At 61.2% G+C, this 20,113-nt stretch carries 18 protein-coding genes; 4 read left to right on the top strand and 14 right to left on the bottom strand.

What is annotated here, in order from left to right:
* Positions 1–105: 105 nt before the first annotated feature.
* Genes LC094_RS00090 through LC094_RS00075 form a run of 4 tightly spaced genes read left to right on the top strand, consistent with a single transcriptional unit; the run spans position 106 to position 3,615 of the window.
* Positions 106–1,005: a metal ABC transporter substrate-binding protein gene (locus LC094_RS00090; RefSeq protein WP_226548849.1), complete on the top strand. Its 900-nt coding sequence runs from the start codon at positions 106–108 to the stop codon at positions 1,003–1,005.
* A gap of 26 nt (positions 1,006–1,031) precedes the next feature.
* Positions 1,032–1,931 (top strand): manganese/iron ABC transporter ATP-binding protein, encoded by a 900-nt coding sequence (locus LC094_RS00085; RefSeq protein WP_226550324.1) that lies wholly within the window; start codon positions 1,032–1,034, stop codon positions 1,929–1,931.
* The gene (locus LC094_RS00080; RefSeq protein WP_226548846.1) at positions 1,928–2,785 is read left to right on the top strand and encodes a metal ABC transporter permease; all 858 of its coding nucleotides are present in this window, start codon (positions 1,928–1,930) and stop codon (positions 2,783–2,785) included. The genes LC094_RS00085 and LC094_RS00080 overlap by 4 nt, the downstream gene beginning before the upstream one ends.
* The gene (locus tag LC094_RS00075; protein WP_226548842.1) at positions 2,782–3,615 is read left to right on the top strand and encodes a metal ABC transporter permease; all 834 of its coding nucleotides are present in this window, start codon (positions 2,782–2,784) and stop codon (positions 3,613–3,615) included. Before LC094_RS00080 ends, LC094_RS00075 begins: the two co-directional genes overlap by 4 nt.
* A gap of 54 nt (positions 3,616–3,669) precedes the next feature.
* Here the strand turns inward: LC094_RS00075 and LC094_RS00070 are convergent, their stop codons facing one another.
* The 14 genes from LC094_RS00070 to LC094_RS00005 form a co-directional block, all read right to left on the bottom strand.
* The gene (locus tag LC094_RS00070) at positions 3,670–5,070 is read right to left on the bottom strand and encodes a TRAP transporter large permease (protein WP_226548839.1); all 1,401 of its coding nucleotides are present in this window, start codon (positions 5,068–5,070) and stop codon (positions 3,670–3,672) included.
* Positions 5,071–5,080: 10 nt separating this feature from the next.
* The gene (locus LC094_RS00065) at positions 5,081–5,713 is read right to left on the bottom strand and encodes a TRAP transporter small permease subunit (RefSeq protein ID WP_226548837.1); all 633 of its coding nucleotides are present in this window, start codon (positions 5,711–5,713) and stop codon (positions 5,081–5,083) included.
* 66 nt (positions 5,714–5,779) lie between these two features.
* Positions 5,780–6,790 (bottom strand): C4-dicarboxylate TRAP transporter substrate-binding protein, encoded by a 1,011-nt coding sequence (locus tag LC094_RS00060; protein ID WP_226548834.1) that lies wholly within the window; start codon positions 6,788–6,790, stop codon positions 5,780–5,782.
* Between the two features lie 123 nt (positions 6,791–6,913).
* Positions 6,914–8,242, bottom strand: a complete 1,329-nt coding sequence (locus LC094_RS00055; RefSeq protein WP_226548831.1) for a sigma-54-dependent transcriptional regulator — start codon at positions 8,240–8,242, stop codon at positions 6,914–6,916.
* A complete protein-coding gene (locus LC094_RS00050) occupies positions 8,239–10,029 on the bottom strand; it encodes a sensor histidine kinase (RefSeq protein ID WP_226548828.1) in 1,791 nt (596 codons plus the stop codon). The genes LC094_RS00055 and LC094_RS00050 overlap by 4 nt, the downstream gene beginning before the upstream one ends.
* A 75-nt stretch (positions 10,030–10,104) precedes the next feature.
* Entirely contained in the window at positions 10,105–11,508 is a 1,404-nt protein-coding gene (locus tag LC094_RS00045) for a dihydrolipoyl dehydrogenase (RefSeq protein ID WP_226548825.1), read from the bottom strand.
* Positions 11,509–11,604: 96 nt separating this feature from the next.
* Positions 11,605–11,961, bottom strand: a complete 357-nt coding sequence (locus tag LC094_RS00040; RefSeq protein WP_226548822.1) for a DUF3817 domain-containing protein — start codon at positions 11,959–11,961, stop codon at positions 11,605–11,607.
* A gap of 225 nt (positions 11,962–12,186) precedes the next feature.
* The gene (locus tag LC094_RS00035; protein WP_226548819.1) at positions 12,187–12,477 is read right to left on the bottom strand and encodes a hypothetical protein; all 291 of its coding nucleotides are present in this window, start codon (positions 12,475–12,477) and stop codon (positions 12,187–12,189) included.
* A 241-nt stretch (positions 12,478–12,718) separates the two neighbouring features.
* Positions 12,719–13,621, bottom strand: coding sequence for a glycoside hydrolase family 26 protein (locus LC094_RS00030; RefSeq protein WP_404814954.1), 903 nt, complete (start codon positions 13,619–13,621; stop codon positions 12,719–12,721).
* Entirely contained in the window at positions 13,618–15,471 is a 1,854-nt protein-coding gene (locus LC094_RS00025) for a glycosyltransferase family 2 protein (protein WP_404814953.1), read from the bottom strand. Before LC094_RS00025 ends, LC094_RS00030 begins: the two co-directional genes overlap by 4 nt.
* Complete coding sequence (galE, locus tag LC094_RS00020; protein WP_226548817.1) at positions 15,471–16,502, bottom strand: UDP-glucose 4-epimerase GalE; 1,032 nt, start codon at positions 16,500–16,502, stop codon at positions 15,471–15,473. Before galE ends, LC094_RS00025 begins: the two co-directional genes overlap by 1 nt.
* Positions 16,502–17,542: a UDP-glucuronic acid decarboxylase family protein gene (locus LC094_RS00015; RefSeq protein ID WP_226548814.1), complete on the bottom strand. Its 1,041-nt coding sequence runs from the start codon at positions 17,540–17,542 to the stop codon at positions 16,502–16,504. Before LC094_RS00015 ends, galE begins: the two co-directional genes overlap by 1 nt.
* Positions 17,543–17,986: 444 nt before the next feature.
* Entirely contained in the window at positions 17,987–19,459 is a 1,473-nt protein-coding gene (locus tag LC094_RS00010; protein ID WP_226548812.1) for a tetratricopeptide repeat protein, read from the bottom strand.
* A 168-nt stretch (positions 19,460–19,627) separates the two neighbouring features.
* On the bottom strand, positions 19,628–19,780 hold the full coding sequence (locus tag LC094_RS00005) for a hypothetical protein (RefSeq protein ID WP_226548810.1): 153 nt from the start codon (positions 19,778–19,780) through the stop codon (positions 19,628–19,630).
* Between the last annotated feature and the right edge of the window lie 333 nt (positions 19,781–20,113).

Genomic DNA, 20,113 nt, shown 5'->3' with positions numbered 1-20,113 from the left:
AACTGGAAGCGTCCAGTTGCGAATGGTTCGCAATATCTGTTTGACAGTTGCGAATGATTATCACTTACATGACAGCAACAGGAAAAAGCCCGCAAAGGACGGACCATGAGTCTCACCAGAATATCCGTGTTCGGCTCCGTCGCCGCACTCGCCTTGGCCTCTAGCGCACAGGCCGAAGACCGGATGAAAGTTGTCACCACCTTCACCGTCTTGGCCGACATGGCCAGCCAGGTCGCCGGAGACGCCGCAGACGTTGTGTCGATCACCAAACCCGGCGCGGAAATTCACGGCTACCAACCGACGCCCCGCGACATCGTGCGGGCGCAGGACGCGGACCTGATCCTGTGGAACGGCATGAACCTTGAGCTCTGGTTCGAACAGTTCCTGTCGCATCTCAAGGATGTGCCTTCCGCGACCCTCAGTGACGGCATCGACCCGATCTCGATCGCGGGCGGAAGCTATGAGGGCAAGCCCAATCCCCACGCCTGGATGGGGTTGGATAATGCTCTGATATATATCGACAATATCGAGACGGCGCTAAGCACGCAGGACCCCGAGAATGCCGCCACCTATGCGGAGAATGCAGAGGCCTATAAGACCGATCTGCGCGCCACTTTGGAGCCTCTGCGCGCCCGCGTCGCCGAGGTTCCCGAAGATCAACGCTGGCTGGTGACCTGCGAAGGCGCCTTCTCCTATCTGGCGCGCGATTTCGGCATGAAGGAGCTTTATCTCTGGCCGATGAACGCCGATCAGATGGGCACACCGCAACAGGTGCGCGCGGTGATCGACGGCGTGAAGGACAACGACATTCCGGTGGTGTTCTGCGAAAGCACGGTCAACACCGCCCCCGCCAAACAGGTCGCCCGCGAGACCGGCGCGCGCTATGGCGGCGAGCTTTACGTCGACAGCCTGTCAAAACCAAACGGCCCGGTGCCGAGCTACCTCGATTTGCTGCGGGTGACGGCTCAGACCGTGGCGGATGGGCTTGAAGCCGCGCGCAACTGAGCGTGGGACATAAGAGAGGCGAGATGATGCAAAACGGCGACCCTGTTCAAAGCGCTGAAGCAGGAGACGGGATTTCGGCGCGCGATGTGACGGTGACCTATCGCAATGGCCACACGGCGCTACGGCAGGCCACGTTCGAGATCCCGCGCGGCACGGTGACCGCATTGGTCGGCGTCAATGGCGCGGGGAAATCGACGCTGTTCAAGGCGATCATGGGCTTTGTCCCCGTGGCGCAGGGCGACATTCGGCTGTTGGGGTTGAGCGTCAAAGAGGCGCTGCGCCAAAACCTCGTGGCCTATGTACCGCAAGCCGAGGAGGTCGATTGGTCCTTCCCCGTGCTGGTCGAGGACGTGGTGATGATGGGGCGCTACGGTCACATGGGCTTCCTGCGCCGTCCGTCAAAGGCCGATCACGCGGCGGTGGAGGCCGCCCTCGCGCGGGTCAATATGCAGGACTTTCGACAGCGCCAGATCGGCGAGCTGTCCGGCGGACAAAAGAAACGCGTGTTTCTTGCGCGCGCGCTGGCACAGGAGGGTCAGGTGATCCTTTTGGATGAGCCTTTCACCGGCGTCGATGTCAAAACCGAGGAGCAGATCATCGCGCTTTTACGCGATCTGCGTGACGAAGGCCGGGTGATGTTGGTGTCGACCCACAACCTCGGCTCTGTGCCGGAGTTTTGCGACCGCACGGTTTTGGTCAAAGGCACGGTGCTGGGCTATGGGCCGACCGAGACGACGTTTACCCGCGAGAATTTGGAGCGCGCCTTTGGTGGTGTGCTGCGCCAATTTACCCTAAGCGGTGCCGATCTTCATGACGATGACGACCCGCGGCATGTGACGATCCTGACGGACGACGAACGCCCTCTGGTGCGCTACGGCAGCCAGACTCGGGTGCAGGCGAAATCCTCAGAAGGGGCAGACAGATGACCCTGCTGGAACCCTTCACCTACGGCTATATGACCAACGCCATGTGGGTTTCGGCCTTGGTCGGCGGCGTCTGCGCCTTTTTGTCGGCCTATCTTATGCTCAAGGGCTGGTCCCTGATTGGCGATGCGCTGTCGCATTCCGTCGTTCCCGGCGTGGCAGGGGCCTATATGCTGGGCCTGCCCTTTGCCTTGGGCGCGTTTCTGTCGGGCGGGCTGGCCGCCGCCGCGATGCTGTTTCTCTCGGAGCGCTCGGGCCTCAAGATCGACGTGGTGATCGGGATGATCTTTACGTCCTTCTTCGGTCTCGGGTTGTTCATGGTCTCGCTCAATCCCATGGCCATCTCAGTGGATACGATCACCATGGGCAACATTCTGGCGATCACGCCCGAGGACACGCTGCAATTGGCGCTCATTGGGTTTGTCTCGCTGGCCGTGCTTTTGGCGAAGTGGAAAGACCTGATGGTGGTGTTTTTCGATGAAAGCCACGCCCGCTCCATTGGCCTCCGTCCCGGCTTGTTGAAAGCCGTCTTCTTCGTGCTGTTGTCGGCCTCCGTTGTCGCGGCGATGCAGACCGTCGGGGCCTTTCTCGTCGTCGCCATGGTGGTGACGCCGGGGGCGACCGCCTACCTGTTGTGCGACCGCTTCCCGCGCCTCATCGCAACCTCGGTTCTGATCGGCACGGTGACGAGTTTCACTGGCGCCTATATCAGCTATTTCCTCGACGGCGCGACCGGCGGGGTCATCGTCTGCTTGCAAACGCTGATCTTCCTCACGACCTTTGTTTTCGCCCCGAAACACGGGATATTGGCCGCGAAAGCCAAGGCCCGCGCCGCGCTCAAGGACCCAGTCCAATGATCGACACGCTCCTGATGCCTTTCCAGTTCGGCTTTATGCAGAACGCCTTTCTGATTTCCGTTCTGGTCGCGATCCCCACCGCGCTTTTGTCCTGTTTTCTGGTACTTAAGGGCTGGGCGCTCATGGGCGATGCGATCAGCCATGCGATCCTGCCCGGCGTCGTTCTGGCCTATATCCTCGGCCTGCCCCTGATCGTCGGCGCCTTTGCTGCGGGCATGGTGACGGCGCTCTCGACCGGCTATCTGGCGCAGAACAGCCGCGTCAAGCAGGACACCGTGATGGGCGTCGTCTTCTCCGGCATGTTTGGCCTTGGTATCGTGATGTATGTTGCGACGCCCTCGGATGTGCATCTCGATCACATCCTTTACGGCAATATGCTGGGCGTGGGTGCCGAGGACCTCTGGACCGCCGGGTCCATCGCGCTCATGGTCTCTGCCGGACTGTTGCTCAAGTGGAAAGACCTGATGCTCCATGCCTTTGACCCGGCACAGGCGCGGGCCTCCGGGCTACCTGTTCAGCTTTTGCACTACGGGCTTTTGACCGCGATCTCTCTGAGCATTGTCGCGACGTTGACCGCCACCGGGCTGATCCTTGCCGTCGCGCTTTTGATCGCCCCCGGCGCGATTGCCTTTCTGCTCACGCGGCGGTTTTCCGCGATGCTTTTGACCGCAACGGCGATCAATCTGGCCGCGATGCTGGGCGGCGTTTACGCAAGCTTCTGGCTCGACAGCGCGCCTGCACCGACCATCGTTCTCGTGCAAACCGCGATCTTTCTCGTGGCTTTTGTGCGCCGTCTGCATCTGATCAAACGCCAAAATCAGACCGTTTAAAACGTCAAAGGGCGGCGCAACTCGCACGCCGCCCTTTCAAAAATGTCTCCCGCGTCAGGCCTGCATCGGCAGCCACAAGACGATCATCGGAAAGGTCACCAAAAGCGCGATGGTGATCGCATCGGCGATGAAAAACGGCGTCACGCCTTTGAACACATCCTGCACAGACAGATCCTCACGCACGCCAGCCACCACGAAACAGTTGAGGCCGATGGGCGGTGTGATCAGACAGAACTCCGCCATTTTCACCACAAGAATGCCAAACCAGACCGCGCACATCGGGCCGGACATGCCAAAGGCCGCATCCGCCGCAGACACCATTTCGCCACCGTTCAAGGCCATGACCGCCGGGTAGACCACAGGAAGGGTCAAAAGCAGCATGCCGATGGCATCCATGAACATGCCCAAGACGGCATAGGCCAGAAGGATGCACACGAGGATCAGCATCGGCGACATGGTCAGAGAGGTCAGCCAGTCGGCGAAGGCCCCTGGCAGATCGGCAAAGCCCAAAAAGCGCACATAGACCAGCACACCCCAGATGATGGTGAAGATCATCACCGAGAGCTTCGCGGTTTCCAGCAAAGCGTCGCGGAACTGGCCCCAGCGCATGCCTTTGTAAACCGCCATGAGGAAGACGACGAAGGCCCCGATCGCGCCGCCTTCGGTGGGCGTGCCCCAAGCCTCGCCACCGAAGGGGTTATAGACGAAGAGAACAATAGTCAGGACCACCACCATGATGGGGGCTGCGGGCGGCAGGGATTGAAACCGCTCTTTCCAGGTAAAGCCTCCCACGGCGGGCCCGAACCCTTTGATCGCCACAGACAGCCCGACGATCAAAAGCGCGTAGACCACGGCGGAGAACATGCCGGGCAAGAAGCCCGCGAGCAACAATTTGCCCACGTCCTGTTCCACGATGATGGCGTAGATCACGAGGATCGTCGACGGCGGTATCAGAGAGGCGAGCGTGCCGCCCGCCGCCACGACACCGGCGGCGAATTTCTTGTTGTAGCCGGTTTCGATCATCTCCGGGATGGCGATCCGGGCAAAGACCGCGGAGGTCGCAATCGAGGCGCCGGAGACCGCCGAGAACCCTGCGGTTGCAAAGACGGTCGCCACCGCAAGCCCCCCCGGCACCCAGGCGATCCAGCGTTTCGCGGCCGTGAACAGGGCTTTGGTCAGCCCCGCGTAATAGGCGAGATAGCCAATCAGGATAAAGGTCGGGATCAGCGAGAGCGCCTGTGACGAGACTTTGGAATGCGGCACTTGGCCTGCGGTTTTCACTGCCACGGTCAACGCCCAGCCAAAGGCCTCAGGGTCGTAGCCCTTTTTCGACCAGAAAATCCAGATCAGCCCCACCATGCCCGCAAGCCCTGCGGCAAAGGCCACCCGCATCCCGAGCACCACCATGACGAGAAGCCCGCCAGAGACGATCAGTCCGATTTCAATGGATGTCATGCGACTGCCCTCACTCGTCTTTTCCGGAGACGCTTTCGGCCTCCATCGCGGCCTGTGTCGCCATATCGATCGGCAACGGCACCGCCACCGGGTTGTCCGTGCCCGTGATGATCGCGCGCAGATAGGCCACGATCTGAAGCGCCAATCGCACCGTCAGAACACCAAAAGCGACGGGAGCGAGAAGCTTCGCGGGCCAGAGCGGCAGGCTGATGTCCATCGAACTGTCGCGGCTCCACAAGGGCATTCCGAAATCAAAACTGCGCTGAAAATGCGCCCATGTGCCCCAGACCATGAGCACCATGAAGACGAACATCGCCAAGGTCGTGATCAGCTCCGCGATATAGAGCGGGCGGCCTTTCAAGGCGCCCACCAGCATGTCCATCCGCACATGCCCGCCGTTGCGCTGGGTATAAGAGATGCCCATGAAGGCGATCAAAGGCATGGCCTGTTGGATCCAGTCGACATAGCCGGGCAAAGGCTGATTGAAGAAATTGCGCCCGCCGACGGAGATCACCGCCAAAAGCATCAAGCCAAAGACCGTCAGCCCGCTCAACAGCGCCAGCATCAGCTCCAGTTTGTGTAACCCCTGATCCACCCGGCTCAACCGGCTGTCATCGGTCAGGACCGTGGCTGTTCCCGCCATCGCTCATCCCCCTTTTTGAAATCGGAAAACCCGCCCTCGGTCGAGGACGGGTCGTGGTTCGAGGCATTATTTCGAGGCCGCAACCGTTTCGATCACCAGATCATAGAGCTCCTGCGCTGGCAGGCCGCGCTTGGTGTTCTCCGCGATCCAGGCCTCTGCCGCAGGCATCGCCGCCGCCGCTTTGAAGGCCGCGATGTCCTCCTCCGAAAAGGTCACCTGTTCGATGCCTTTGTCCTCGATCAACGGGCCCCATTTGGCCATGGTCTCATCGTTGTAATAGTCGATGTAATAGTCCATCGCCTCTTCGACCGAACTATCAAGCGCCTCACGTTCGGCCTCCGAGAGCATGTCATAGGCGTCGATGTTCACCACCACCGGGCAGTTCACCGCACCGGGGTTCAGGTTCGTCGTCCACCACGTCGCGATCTCGGCGGTGCCAAAGGACATATGCGCATGCGGTGCAAAGGCGGCGGCGCGGATCACGCCGCTGTCCATGGCCTGACGCACTTCGGTGGCGGACATCGAGGTCGGCACAGCGCCCGAGGCGGACATGGCCGCGCCGATGCCGCCGGTGGCGCGCACGGTGAGACCGGCGAAATCATCGATGGAATGCGGCGCCTCGCCCACGCCCGCAAGGTTGTATTGCGGCAGGGGCGACGGCATCAAAAGCTTGGCGTTCCAACGGGCAAGGTCCTCGACCGTCGCCGGGTGGTTGTAGATCGCCATGGAGACCTCGCGCTCCAGCTCAAGGCTGTCGATGCCCAGAAACGGCAGTTCCAAAACGGTGATCGAGGGGTTCTTGTCCGGGTGATAGCCCGCGCAGAATTGCGCCATCTCGAAAGCGCCGATGGAGATGCCGTCGAGATTCTCGGTGTTCTTCGACAGGCCGCCATAAGAGATGTTCATGGTGAATGCGCCGTCGGTCTTCTCGGAGACCAGCTCCGCGATTTTCTCGACATTCTCGGTGAAAGCGCGGCGTTTGCCCCAGAGCGATACGTTCCACTCCGTCGCCATCGCCTCGGTCGCAAAACCAACGCAAAGCGCGGCCATCGCCGCACGTCCCAAAACCTTATTCATGATGTCCTCCCAAGACATTTTGATGTGTCTGGTCAAACTATGCACCGGCTTTGCCGTATTCCCTATGAAGGAATCTGCAAGCTGCCGCGCACGCGCCCTGCGGATTTCCGCAGAGCTTTCGCCCTACAAAAGCGCCTCCTTGTCGAGCCCCAGCTTGACGATCTTCTCATTGAGCGTCCGCCGCCCGATCCCTAACGCTTCGGCCACCGCATCCATCCGGCCCTCTTTGGCGCGCAGGGCCCGCGCGATCACCTCGCGCTCAAAGGCCGCCACCGCCTCGCGCAGCGTGTCGGGCACCTCCAGTTGATCCGCATGCACCGCCGCCGCCATCGATGGCGTCCCCCGCCGTGCCATCAACACGAAACGCTCCGCCACATTGCGCAGCTCCCGCACATTGCCCGGCCAGTCGTGGCCCATCAAAATGGCCAGCCCGTCGGCATCGGGTTCGGGCGGCGCGACCTCATAGATGCGGGCGAACTCCGCCACGAAATGCGTGAACAGCATCAGGATGTCATCACGCCGCCCGCGCAGGGTCGGCAGGTCAATCCGCACCGTGTTGAGACGATGCAGCACATCGCGCCGGAGCGTGCCCGCCGCCTCTGCCGCCTCCGGGTCTTCGTTGGTAGCGGAGATCACCCGACAGCTGAGCCTGCGCGGCTGACTGGCCCCCAGAGGCGTGATCTCGCGCTGTTCCAGCACCCGCAACAGCATGGCTTGCACCGCCAAGGGACAGGCGCAGACCTCATCGAGGAACAGCGTGCCGCCATCCGCGCGGGCCAGTTTCCCCGCCGCGCCGCCCTCGACGCCGAACATCTCGCGCTCGAACCCGTCGGGCGACAGGGTGGCGCAATTGAGCGCCACAAACGGCCCGTCCGATTGCGCGCCCAGATCGTGCAGCGCATGGGCGATCACATCCTTTCCGGTGCCGGTTTCTCCGACCAAGAGCACGGAGGCCGGGCTGTCGGAAACCGTCAGCACCTCTTCGCGCAGGGCTTTCGTCGCGGCAGCTTGGCCCAAAAACACCTTGTCCAGCCCCGACAAATTGCGCAGCCGGGCCTTGAGACGTTCGGTCTTTTGATGCAGCCGGTGCTGCTGTCCGGCATGGGACAGGATCGACAAAAGACGCCGTGGTTCATAGGGCTTTTCGACAAAGGAATAGGCCCCGTCCTGCATCGCCCGCACGGCCGTCGCGATGTCGCCATGGGCCGAAATCAGCACCAAAGGCGGCGCCTCGGGCGGCAAAGCGGCCAAAAGCTCAAGCCCCGACATCCCCGGCATCCGCACGTCGGACAGGATCACGTCCGGCAGGCTCTGCGCCAGATGCGCGACCACCTGATCGGCGCGCGGCAAGGCCTCGACCTCATGACCAGCCGCCGTGAGCAGGTCCATCAAAGACGTGCGCATCGCCTTGTCATCATCGACCACCAAAATGCGCAACCCTGCCTCACTCATGCCTCGCCCTCCCCCTGTGCATCCGTGCCATGCTCATCCGCCCCATGTTCCTCTTCTGCGACCAGCGGCAATTCGACCCGAAACACCGCCCCCTCCTCAACGTTGCGCGCGGCGATCCGCCCGCCATGTTCGCGCACGATACTTGCCGAAATCGCGAGGCCAAGCCCCATGCCCGCCCCCGAGGCGCGTCGCGTGACAAAGGGTTCCTGAAGCTCATCGAGGGTGGCCGCGCCAAGCCCATGGCCGGTATCGCGAATTTCGAACCAGCCGATCCCTTCGCCCTCCTCCCCCAGCCCCGTGCCTAAAGTCACATCGAGGCGGGTGTCGCACTCTTCCTCCATGGCATCCACGGCATTGCGCAAGAGATTGGTCATCACCTGTTCGATCCTGAGTTTCGAGCCCTTGATCACCACCGGCGCCGCCGCACGTTTGCGGGTCAGCGCCACGCGCGTCTGCGCAAGATTGGGGGCCACCAGCGCCAAGGCCTCGTCCATCGCCAGATCGAGGTCCACCGGTTCCAGCCCGCGCTGTCCGGGCCGCGCAAAGAAACGCAACTGCCGCGTCAATCCTTCCATTCGTTCGGTCAGACCGGACAGCCGAGCCAGCAGATCGGGGTCGGTCTTGCCGCCGATCTCCGCCGCCGCAATGTGATTTTTCAGGGCCGCGATCGGTTGCCCCAGCTCATGCGTCACAGAGGCCGACAGTTCGCCCAGCGCCGCCAGACGCGAGGCGCGTTCCAATTCCTTTTGCGTGCGTTGCAACCGGCGCTCGGCGGCGCGGCGGTCCTCGATCTCTTTGGCCAGACGTTCGTTGGCTTGACGCAGCTCCGCCTCTTCGGCCTCCGAGCGTTTGAGGGCCGCACCAATCCGTTCTGTACGCCGCAGCTGGTAGAGGATCACCACCCCGGCCGCGAGCCCAAGGGCCAGCGCCGTCACCAGCCAGCTCAGCGTCACAACGCGTTCGCGACTGGCGAAATAATGCAGGCTCCAGCCATGCGGCAAATCATGGGTTTCCAGATGGATCACCTCTTCGCCCCCGATCCGGGCGGCGTGCTGGCTTTGAATATCCCAGTCCAAAGGCCGCAGGTCGGCACCGCTGAATTGCCGATTTTTGTCGATCCGCGCGCGTTCTTCGTCGGACAGATCACGCAGCAAGGTGTAGCGCCACGCCTCATCCGAGGCCAAAAGCACCACGCCTTCGTCATTAGCCAAAAGCACCTGTTCGCCACCGTCGCGCCAGGCGGCCTCCAGATCGGTGAGGTCGAGCTTGATCGCGATGACGCCGATCACCTGCCCTGCCGCATCGCGCACCGGATCGGAGATGAAATACCCCGGCAGGCCGGTGGTGGCACCGATGCCGTAAAACCGCCCCTGCCCGCCGTCGAGCGCGGCGCGGACATAGGGGCGAAACCCGTAATTCTGTCCGACGAAACTCAGCGCCGTTCCCGCGTTCGAGGCGGAGATCGTCTCGCCATCCGGCGCCATGAGATAGATTGCATCGACGCCCGCGCGCTCAGCAAAATCCCGCAGGCGACTGTTGAGCGCGGCCCGGTCGCCGCCCTCCGCCGTGGCCTGCACGTAAGGATCGCGGGCCAAGACATAGGGCAGATGCGAAAACCGATCCAATTCGGCAATCACCGTCGAGCGGTAAAGCGACAAACGCCCCGTCGCTTTCGATTGCTCCTGCGCGGTGAAATAGATCGCCGCGCCCTGAAACAGCAGCACAAGCGTGATCACCGCCGCAATCACGGCGATGCCGGTTGCAAGGATGCCTTTGCGCGCGGTCATGAACCCCCTCCTGTTTGACCAGAAGCGTTTCACGAAAGCGCCGCTGCGACCACCCTGTTTCTGTCGAACCTCAGGTTATGCCGGCGTCAGCCCCGGCGGATGCGGCAATTTCTGCCCGCTGTTCGACAGGCAACTCATCAAAGCGTCCTGGAGCGTTTCTTCGAGCACCGGGTGATAGAACGGGCTCTCAAGACAGGCATCCACCGTCAGCCCCTGTTCAATCGCCAGCGCCAGCCAATGCGCCATGTGTTCGCCGTCACCAATCGCCAAAGTCGCGCCCAGAAGTTTCAGCGAGGTTTTGTCGGCATAGACGCGGATCAGCCCTGCCGTCTCCGCCTTGACCTTCGAGCGCCCGTTGTCTTGCGCCTTGGCGGTGCCCACGGCGATCTGCTCCGGGTCAAGCGTGTCGAAGGCGGCGCCAACGGTGGCGATCTGCGGGCTGGTGAAGGCCACGGCCAGAGGTACGCGGCGACGGAAGGATTTGCGCGCGCCAGCGATGATGTTCAGCGCGGCGATTTTGCCCTCGTCCTTGGCCTCGTGCAAAAGCGGGCGGTCAGCGTTCACATCGCCGGTCATATAAACCGGCAAATCGCCGATCTGGAGCGTTTCGGGATCGTAGGCGGGCATGCCTTTGTCATCCAACTCCACACCGAGGCTCTCAAGCCCCAGCCCCGCCACATTCGGACGCCGCCCGATGCTGGCGAGTACACGCTCGACCCGCATGGTCTTTTCCCCCGCCTTGATCGTTACTGTGCCGTCCGCCTCACGCGTCGGTTCGACAGTCGCGCCCAAAGTGAGCGACATATCCTGTCCCAGCGCCTCTGCGGCGGCCTCGGCCACCACCGGGTCTTTGATCCCCGCGATCACAGGAGCGGCGTCAAAGCCATGCACCTCGACGCCCAAACGGCCCAGCGCCTGACCGATTTCACAGCCGATCACGCCAAGGCCCACGATGGCGACGGATTTCGGCAGGTCAGCCTGTTCGAAAAACGTGTCCGTGGTCCAAAGCGCGTCGCCCAAGGCACGGAAGGGTGCGGGCAGAACGGGGCTTGATCCGGTGGCAATAATGATCGCACCCGCCTCGATGGTCTCACCGTTCACCTCGACCGAATTGGGGCCTGTGAGCGTGGCAAAGCCGTCGATGAATTGCGTCTCGTCGAGATGTTTGTGGGTACGCGTGATGAAACCATTGACCAATTTGTCCCGGATGTCACGGACGCGGGCCATGACTTTGGGGCCATCGACGCTAAGCGCTTCGGTGCCCGCAATCCCGAACGCCGCCTGACGGGTTTTCGCGTGATAGAGCGAGGCCACTTCGATCAGCGCTTTCGACGGCATGCAGCCCACGCGCGCGCAGGTGGTGCCCTCCGGCCCCGAATTGATCAGAACGACGGATTTCCCGGCCCTGAGCAAGGTGAACAGCGCGGTGACCCCAGCGCTGCCTGCCCCGAGAATGGCCAAATCAACCTTGCGCGTCATGCTATCATCCCTCTTATGCGAATATGTAAACCTAAGGCGTTATACCACCCTGGGCGCCATCGCATAGAGGACAAGGTGCCTCGCCCGAAACGGGTTTCAGTTCGAGTAGATGTCTTGGCCGCGACGTTTGAGATGCGGGTCGTTTAGGAAGGTGCCGAAGGGCACAAGAGAGGCCAGAGCCGCCCGCGTCAGGTCCCGCCCCTGCCAGAACGGCCCGCGCATCACCACAAGCATCAGCGCGATATAGACCAGAAAGGCATAGCCGTGCAGCGGCCCCATGAGCTTGACCCAGGAGGCATCATCAAGGCCATATTTGATCGGCATGGCGACAAGGAACAACAGCAAGGTGGTCACGCCCTCGATCACGGCGATCACGCGAAACAGGGCGAAAAGGTTGCGTCCTTTCGGTTGTTTTTTGGAGCTGAAATCGGGGTTGTTCTGAAAACCTGTCATAAAATACGTATCTCTGGTCTGTCTCTAAATGCGCTCAATAAAAACGAGCCTTCGGTTATTCGAACATGGCTTAACAGGTTCGCTCCCGCGCGCCCACACGCAGATTGCCGCAGTCCAAGTTTCCTGAGCTGCGTGCACAGAAGATCATCACATGAGGCAAAAAACACCGAAAGATGCGCAAGAGCACATCTATGATCGGTCACTCAACACAGCATGGAAGCCGTCTCAGCGGGAAACACATCGCGATTTGCGGTTAAAGCCCGCGGGAGAACACACCCAGCTGCCGCTGCCCAACATTTGGGTGCGGGCGACACGCACGGGCGCAGCCTCAGAGGAGGCGGATTTCGCAAGCCAGTCAAAACGCGCGGCACCAACGCCAGCGGCGGATTTCACGGATTTCGGGGCAACCACAGGCGCGGTGTCCGGCGTGGTTTCGGCATGAAGGACGGATGCGCTCACCAATGCGGAAGCCATGGAAATAGACACAAGAACCTTGCGTAGGGAGATCGTAATCATAGACTGCTCTGCCTTTGTTATTGATCACCGACGCAGCCTGTGACGCACGCCGATATCGAGGTTTCCGATAGGTGTCACGTCAAACCAGCTTAGAGGTCAAGTCTTACTTTTCCGTGTCTGAAAATCGGCGAAAATACGGCAATTGAGCAGTCTGAAACCAAAAGTGGCGTGCGGAAATTCACTCCGCACGCCACAAATTCACGCAATCTCTCGAAAATTCACACAGCCTGCGCCGTGGCCCTTACTCGAGGATCTGGTTCTTCATCCGCCAATCCGGCGTCCCAAAGCCCTCGGGCCAGGGGTAAACCTCGGGGTAGTTGAAATAGACGACACCGACCAATTGCGGATAGTCCTCTTTCACCACACGCACGCTGTCTTTCCACATCTCGACATAATCCGCCGTGCCGACATAGCCCAGCTCGGCGACAGCAATCGGTTTGCCGAATTGCGTGGCGCGCTCATAGCGCGGGCCAAAGATGTCATCAAAGCCACGATCCCCGCCGTATTTCGCCTGATCCCAAGCCTGAAGCCCAAAGACCGACAGGCCCACGATGTCGGCATAGTCATCGCCGGGGTAGTAGTCCTCCATCCCTTCGTCCCCCAAAGGCGACCACATCACCGAGATATTCGGCGCGGAGGCGCGGCAGACGTCGATCATATGACGGTAGCTTGAGATATAGGTCTCCGGCTCCCAGCCCGCCCAGATGAACTGACCGTTGTCGTCATCCATCTCATGGGCAAAACGCAGCGTGACCGGGCTTTTCAGCGTGCCGAGGATGTCACAAACCGCTTTCATGTTGGGGTCATAGCGCCCGCTCTCAATCCCGCTTTGCAGGTAGCGCGCGGTGTTGCGCTCGCTGCGCGACCAAGTCCAGGGTTCAAGCGTCACCAAAAGCGCGCGGTTGCGCTCCTGTGCATAGTCATCGGCATCATAGAGGGTTTCGAGGAACACGTCCTCCCAAGGCAGGAACAGGTGCTCAATCACCACGGGTTGCAATCCGGTGAAGTCCCCATCCGGGTCATAAACGCCAAAAGGCAGCTCTCCCGGTGGCACCGATTGCGCGCTGGCGGAGACGGTCAAAGCCGTCGCCATCGCGGTTCCATAGAGGATTGTTTTCACAGTTTTGATGAACTCATGTCTCATCGTTCTCCCTCCCTAACAGTGGAGCGTGGAGAGCCCTCGCCCCAAAACGGTGTGAAACGGACCCGGATGCCGCCGTCACCTCCCATGCCGGCGCCGGACACCACGTATTCCACCTTGACGGCTCCAACCGCCTCGAGGCCGATAGCCAGCGCATTGGCGCTGTCCTCCGCCCTCAGTATGGTCCCTGTGCCCAAAAGTGCCATGATCAGGCTCAACACAGGGACATCGCGCGCCAGTATTTTTCGAATATGGTGTCGGACCCCGCGCGCGCGTTTAAGTTCCGAGCGAAACGCCACGGCCAACAGGATCAGGTACACCGCCGTATTGACCAGCGACAAAAGATAGAACCCGCGCGCGGCATGGACATCGGAGACGGTGATCACCGGGATCGCGGCCCCCATGGCCAGCACGGCATAGACGGCAATCACCCGCGACGGCAGCGGCGCGCCTTGGGTCTCGCCTTTGGGGGTGATGCGGAAATCAACGAATTTCCCGGTCACCCGGTCCCGCACCGCCATGGCACAGCCCCAGAACACCCAGGGCCATTGCAGCATCACGAAAAGCATGGTTTCCCAAGCGAAGACCTTGGCCTTGAAGGGGCGCAAAAACCCGTCAGATTTCATCGCCAAGGCAAAGACGAACATCACAGCGATGGCGGGCAAGGCATGGCCGACAAAGGCCGGATAGGTGACATCCGCGATCTGCAGATCGAAGGTCACAGCCAGGATCGGCACGAGGTACATGAGCGCCATCGACAGCGCAAAGAAAACATACCACGTTTGGCACAGCAAAAAAAGCAACTTGAGCCGCAGGGGCATCGTTTTGAGATACCGTGGCGTGTAGCGCAGGAGCAGCGACAGGAGCGAGCGCGACCACTGGAATTCCTGCGTCACGAGGTCTGCGAGCGTTTCCGGCCCCTGCCCGATCGCAATGGCATCGGGCGCATGCACACCGCGCCAGCCCGCTGAGGAAATCAGCATGGTGGTCGAGTGATCCTCCGCCAGCTCCGGGCCTAATCCGCCCGCTTCGCGCAACGCCTTGGTGCGCACGGCGTAATGCGAGCCGATGCACATCGGGGTCAGGACGGAGGAATAGCCTGCCTGAAACACGCCGTGAAATGCCGCCTCGGAATAAAGCCGCGTGCGCGCCGCCCAGCTTCGGTCGGCATTGGCCGAACAGATCGAGGGGGCCGAGACATAGCCCACCGCCTCATCGGCAAAGGGCCGCAGCATCTCACGCAGATAGCCGGGCCGAGGCACGTGATCCGAGTCGAGCTGGCTGACGATGTCATAGTCCTCATAGCCCCAATGGTCGTAGAAATAGGCCAAATTGCCTTCTTTACAGCGGGTGCGGCGCGGCCATGTGGCTTGGTGATAGGCCTCCACACCTTTGCGCGTCGACAGCTTGACGCCATGCTCCGCGCACCACACCCGCGTCTCCGCATCCGGGTCCTCATCCGCAAGCCAAGTGTCATGCGGATAATCCTGCGCCAGCATCGCCTCCAGCGTCTCGCGCACGACGGCAAAGCTTTCCGAAGGCGTTTTCGTGGTGATCATCGCGACGCGCCATTGCCCCGGTTGCGGGTCGGGCGCCACCGATTTGCGAGCCTGAAGGAAGATCAGCACAAAGTAGAGCTGCATCCCCCAGATCCAGACCATCGCCGCCGTCACCCCCCAATAGCGGATCGGCCCGACCATGTGATGCGGTTGCAGCCACCAAGCCCAGAACCACCCCGCCGCGACGATCCAGAGACCGGCGATCAGATAGTATTTCACGGCCATCCACCCGCGCAGCATCGGCGCCAACATCGGGCGTTTCAGGGTCGCGGGATGGGCTCTTCGGCGTGTCATCAGCCTGTGTCCTTTAATCCCAAAGGCGCGCGTTCAAAGTCCGAAAACCCGAACCAGGGCGCGGCATGGGCGGTGATCGTATCGAGGTCGCGGTAGGCGGCGCGAAAGCCGATCTCGGCCTCGGCCCGCGAGGGATCGGCGCGCAGTTCCGGCGGATCGCCCGCCCGGCGCGGGGCGTCGTGGTAGGCCACCTTGGCCCCCGTGACGCGTTCAACCGAGGCGATGACATCGCGCACCGATTGGCCTTCGCCGGTGCCGAGATTGAGCGCAAGGCTCCCGCCCCCGTCCATGAGATGCCCCAGCGCCAGAACATGCGCGCGGGCCAGATCGGTGACATGGATATAGTCCCGAATGCAGGTGCCATCGGGCGTGGGATAATCCGTCCCCATGACCGACAGCTCCCCTGCACCCTCACCGCCGCCTCGCGCTGCTAACAAGGCCAGTGGCAACAGATGGGTCTCTGGATCGTGCCGCTCGCCGATCTCGCCATCGGGATCGGCGCCTGCCGCATTGAAATAGCGCAGCGCAACGTGGGTGAGACCCGTGGCCTGTTCCTCGTCCTGCAGCATCCATTCGCAGATCAGCTTGGTGCGCCCGTAGGGGTTGATCGGCACCTGCGGCATGTCTTCGGTGATCGGCTGTGCCTCGGGCGTGCCGTAGGTGGCGCAGCTCGAGGAAAAGACGATCTTGTCCACGCCCTCGTCGCGCATCGCCGCCAGGAGAGAAATCATCCCGCCGACGTTGTTGTCATAGTAGCGCCCCGGCTCTTGCGTGCTTTCGCCGACATAGGCGAGTGCGGCGAAATGGATCACCGCCCGGATGTTTTCGAGCCGGAGCGTCTCGCGCAGACGCGCGATGTCATGAAGCTCGCCCACAACGAGCGGGCCCCATTTGACCGCATCGGCATGGCCGCGCGAGAGGTTGTCATAGACGACGGGGCGAAAGCCCGCCTGGGCAAGCGCCTTGCAGGCGTGGCTGCCGATGTAGCCTGCGCCGCCCGTCACGAGGATCGAGGGCTTAAGCTCTGTCATCACGCCACACTCCGTGTCGCAAAGGTCTGACGCCCCGAGATCTCTCCTTTGAAATAGGCGATGGTCGGGATGAGCCCGTCTGCGAGTGAGATTTTCGGCTCCCAATCCAGAATGGATTTGGCGCGCGAAATATCCGGGCAGCGTTGATGCGGATCGTCGATCGGCAGGTCGCGGTAGACCACTTCGGACTGCGATCCGGTCATGCGCAACACGGTTTCCGCCAATTCCAGAATGGTGAATTCGCCGGGATTTCCCAGATTGACCGGGGAGAAAATCGTCCCCAGAGGATCGTCGCCCTCCATCAAGGCCATCAGCCCGTTCAACAGATCGTCGATGTAGCAAAACGACCGCGTTTGCCCGCCGTTGCCATAGACCGTCAGGTCCTTGCCCATCAGCGCCTGCATCACAAAGTTCGACACGACGCGCCCGTCTTCGGGGTCCATACGCGGGCCGTAGGTGTTGAAAATCCGCGCGATCCGCGTGTCGACACCGCGCCGTTCGTGCATCTCGTGAAACAGAGTTTCGACGCCGCGTTTGCCCTCGTCGTAACAGGACCGCGGACCGACCGTGTTGACGCAGCCGCGATAGCTCTCCGTCTGGGGCGAAATATCGGGATCGCCGTAGACCTCTGAGGTCGAGCTTTGCAGGATACGCGCGCCTTTTTCCTCAGCCACTTCCAAGAGGTTCAGCCCGCCGAACACAGAGGTCTTGAAGGTGTGGATCGGGTCGCGTTGGTATTTCGGCGGCGAGCCCGGGCAGGCCATGTTGTAAATCCGATCGACCGGCCCCTCGATCCGGAACGGGTCCAAGATGTCATGCAAGAAAAAGACGAAATTCGGATGCGTCAGAAGCCCTGCGATATTCTCATGGCGCCCCGTTTCCATATTGTCGATGCAAATGACCCTGCTGCCTTCTGCGATCAAACGATGACTTAAATTAGACCCAATGAACCCAGCCCCACCAGCGATAACGACCGTTTTTGCCGTCGCGCCTGTTTCGAGTTTTTCGAAATCCGGCCGGAATATTCTGGTTCCCCCCATAGTATTCCCTCCTTGTCACTCTCAGCGACACGAGCCGGTCAACTTGGTTAGTCCATCGACGGGTCGCTGGATGGTTAAGTATCCGTTAACTTACATCAGCCCGCCATGACACAAAGCAACTTTTCAGACAGTTTTGACCCAATAGGTTGTTCTATTTTGATATGCACAACCTTAGGGATGTATATGTTTCACTTTTCACCCCAATGGTTGTCACACGCTATCAATGTCGCAGCGGAAATTTTGGTTAAAACTTTCGAAAATCCTGAGTCGCATCTGCGCAAGAATCAGTCACAGACACTGACGCACTGCACAGCTCCATCCCGATGACGGCGATCATCGGGATGACTTTGACTCAAACACTCCCAGTCTAAATATGCAAAAACACGCCTGCCCCCAGATTGTGGAGGCAGGCGATTGATCCCATCCGGAACATGAGGATGCTTTTCAGTTCACGAGCAATGCGCCCATGATGTCCGGCCGCATGACGCTGTCGTTGCAGCGTTCGGGATGATCCAACCCGAGGCAGGCCTTGTAGACTGCCCGCAATGTCTGGCGGGTCGCAAAGCCATCCAGCGCCCCACGGTAGAGCCCCTCTTCGGCGAATTTCTTTTGCAAGATATAGACCGCGACATTGGGATTGGCCTTCAAAAGCTCCTGTGCGAACCAGCCGGACTGCAGCTCGGGATGCGCCGCATAATCGGCGGCCACCGGCGCATAGGCTTTGGGCGTGCGCGCCGCCGCCGCGCGCAGCGTCAGCGCATATTGCGCCTGTTCCTTGTCGGTCAAAAGCGGGCCGAACTGATCGAGCGCCGCCGCGGCCTCTGCGCGTTTCCGGTGCAGGTTCAAACCATTGCCATCCCGCAAAAGCTCGATCAGGAACCGCGCGGCAGACGCATTCCCCTCTTCGGCTGCCTCACGCAGGATCGCAATCGTCTCCGGCCCGCTGGCGCGCATATTGATGCCCCACATCTGACGCGTGGCCTCAAGCACCGCAACGTCCTCCTCACCCGCGCTCAGCGCCTTTTCCGCATAGCCGTCGAATTTCGCCCGCGACACGGAGCCGCCGCCCAAGTAGCCATACATCGCGCCCCGGGCCAGAGAGACCCAAGCCTCGCTCGCGCCGAGATTTCCCGCGCGTTGCAACAGGGCCTCGGCCTCTGCCGGATCGGTGAACTCCCACATCAAGCTGTCGCCATAGGCGGCCAGCCCGTGACCGTTGCCGGCCTCTGCGGCGGCTTCGAATTGCGCCAGCGCTGCCGCCTCATCCTTGGGCACGCCGATGCCGTAAAGCTGGAGTTTGCCAAGCGCGATCCGCGCCTCGACATCACCGCCCGCGATGGCTTGATCGAGATAAGCCTGACCGCGCGCAACATCGCGCGGCAGCACCCAGCCGCCAATCATCTGCTCACCAAGAATGCGCTGCGCCTCCGTGCCGCCATTTGCTGCGGCGCGTTCCAGATAGGGCACTGCGACATCCGGATCAGCGGGCAAAGCCGTGCCCCAAAGATAGGCCTGACCCAGATCGGTCAAGGCGCCGACATGGCCCGTCTCGGCCACCCCTTCGAGTAGCGACAGGCCACGCGGCACGTCCTGTGGCAGGACCCAGCCGTTGAGCAGATGTTGCCCCAAAAGATGCTGCGCGGCGACATCTCCCGTGGCGGCTGCGGCCTCGAGATCGGCCTGCAAGGTTGCGATTTGATCCGCGTCGGGTTCCGACCAAAGCGCGGTCTGCGCCGCATCCAGATCAAAACCCGCGGGCGTCTGCGCCAAGGCGGCAGACCCGAGCACGCAAAGCCCGGCGCCCAGCAAAAGCGCCGCAGGCGCGGTCCAAAACTGGCCGCGCAAGGCGCGAAGATAGATGTTTTGATCGCGCGAATGGCGCAGTTTTTCAGATGTTTTTGTGTGATTTATGGACATGGTTTTCCCTCCCGGGGCCAGTCCATGACCTGCGTGACAATGCTGTCACCGCCCCGCCACGCATGGCAAAGGCCCATAGAATAAGTTTAACCATTTTGCCCCATCCCGCAATGACGCAAATCAACGGCAGAACGGGGCTTTTGTTTTCAAACACTTAGATGGTCAGGATCAGTGCACAGCCGCGTACATGATCTTTTCTTCGGTGGCATCCGAGGGGCTAAACTCCTCAACCACGCGGCCCAGACAGTTCACGAGACTCCGGTCCGAGCCACCCGACAGCTCGACAATCTTCGCATTCGGATTGATCGCCCGGATTTGCAAGAGCTTCGACTATTCTTCGGTGATCTTCTGCTGAACGCCTGCGGTGGTCAGGCAAGCGGGCGGCGGGTCACGATGTCGCCCATATGAATGCTCTGCGCCACGATCATTGAAGGCTCGAGGCCGGAGATGCCGAGCGCGTGAGGCGGCGGCGTCCCATCTCAAGAACGCCGCCAAGCGTCTGACGCTTTACATGCAAGACGCCTGACACCCTCATCCCCTCAAATATGCAGCGCCCGTCCGTAAGCTGCAAGCACCGCTTCATGCATCATTTCCGACATCGTCGGATGCGGGAAGACCGTGTTCATCAGTTCTTCTTCCGTCGTCTCCAAAGTC

This window comes from Celeribacter naphthalenivorans (assembly GCF_020524585.1).
Lineage (GTDB): Bacteria > Pseudomonadota > Alphaproteobacteria > Rhodobacterales > Rhodobacteraceae > Celeribacter > Celeribacter naphthalenivorans.
This window is presented reverse-complemented; position numbering and strand designations above follow the sequence as displayed.

Bases quoted from the DNA above. Each gene is read 5' to 3' on its own strand.
- LC094_RS00025 (WP_404814953.1), bottom strand. From the start codon at position 15,471: ATGACACGCCGAAGAGCCCATCCCGCGACCCTGAAACGCCCGATGTTG.
- LC094_RS00035 (WP_226548819.1), bottom strand. From the start codon at position 12,477: ATGATTACGATCTCCCTACGCAAGGTTCTTGTGTCTATTTCCATGGCT.
- LC094_RS00010 (WP_226548812.1), bottom strand. From the start codon at position 19,459: ATGTCCATAAATCACACAAAAACATCTGAAAAACTGCGCCATTCGCGC.
- galE (WP_226548817.1), bottom strand. From the start codon at position 16,502: ATGACAGAGCTTAAGCCCTCGATCCTCGTGACGGGCGGCGCAGGCTAC.
- LC094_RS00045 (WP_226548825.1), bottom strand. From the start codon at position 11,508: ATGACGCGCAAGGTTGATTTGGCCATTCTCGGGGCAGGCAGCGCTGGG.
- LC094_RS00075 (WP_226548842.1), top strand. From the start codon at position 2,782: ATGATCGACACGCTCCTGATGCCTTTCCAGTTCGGCTTTATGCAGAAC.
- LC094_RS00055 (WP_226548831.1), bottom strand. From the start codon at position 8,242: ATGAGTGAGGCAGGGTTGCGCATTTTGGTGGTCGATGATGACAAGGCG.
- LC094_RS00050 (WP_226548828.1), bottom strand. From the start codon at position 10,029: ATGACCGCGCGCAAAGGCATCCTTGCAACCGGCATCGCCGTGATTGCG.
- LC094_RS00030 (WP_404814954.1), bottom strand. From the start codon at position 13,621: ATGAGACATGAGTTCATCAAAACTGTGAAAACAATCCTCTATGGAACC.
- LC094_RS00090 (WP_226548849.1), top strand. From the start codon at position 106: ATGAGTCTCACCAGAATATCCGTGTTCGGCTCCGTCGCCGCACTCGCC.
- LC094_RS00070 (WP_226548839.1), bottom strand. From the start codon at position 5,070: ATGACATCCATTGAAATCGGACTGATCGTCTCTGGCGGGCTTCTCGTC.
- LC094_RS00080 (WP_226548846.1), top strand. From the start codon at position 1,928: ATGACCCTGCTGGAACCCTTCACCTACGGCTATATGACCAACGCCATG.
- LC094_RS00015 (WP_226548814.1), bottom strand. From the start codon at position 17,542: ATGGGGGGAACCAGAATATTCCGGCCGGATTTCGAAAAACTCGAAACA.
- LC094_RS00065 (WP_226548837.1), bottom strand. From the start codon at position 5,713: ATGGCGGGAACAGCCACGGTCCTGACCGATGACAGCCGGTTGAGCCGG.
- LC094_RS00060 (WP_226548834.1), bottom strand. From the start codon at position 6,790: ATGAATAAGGTTTTGGGACGTGCGGCGATGGCCGCGCTTTGCGTTGGT.
- LC094_RS00040 (WP_226548822.1), bottom strand. From the start codon at position 11,961: ATGACAGGTTTTCAGAACAACCCCGATTTCAGCTCCAAAAAACAACCG.
- LC094_RS00085 (WP_226550324.1), top strand. From the start codon at position 1,032: ATGCAAAACGGCGACCCTGTTCAAAGCGCTGAAGCAGGAGACGGGATT.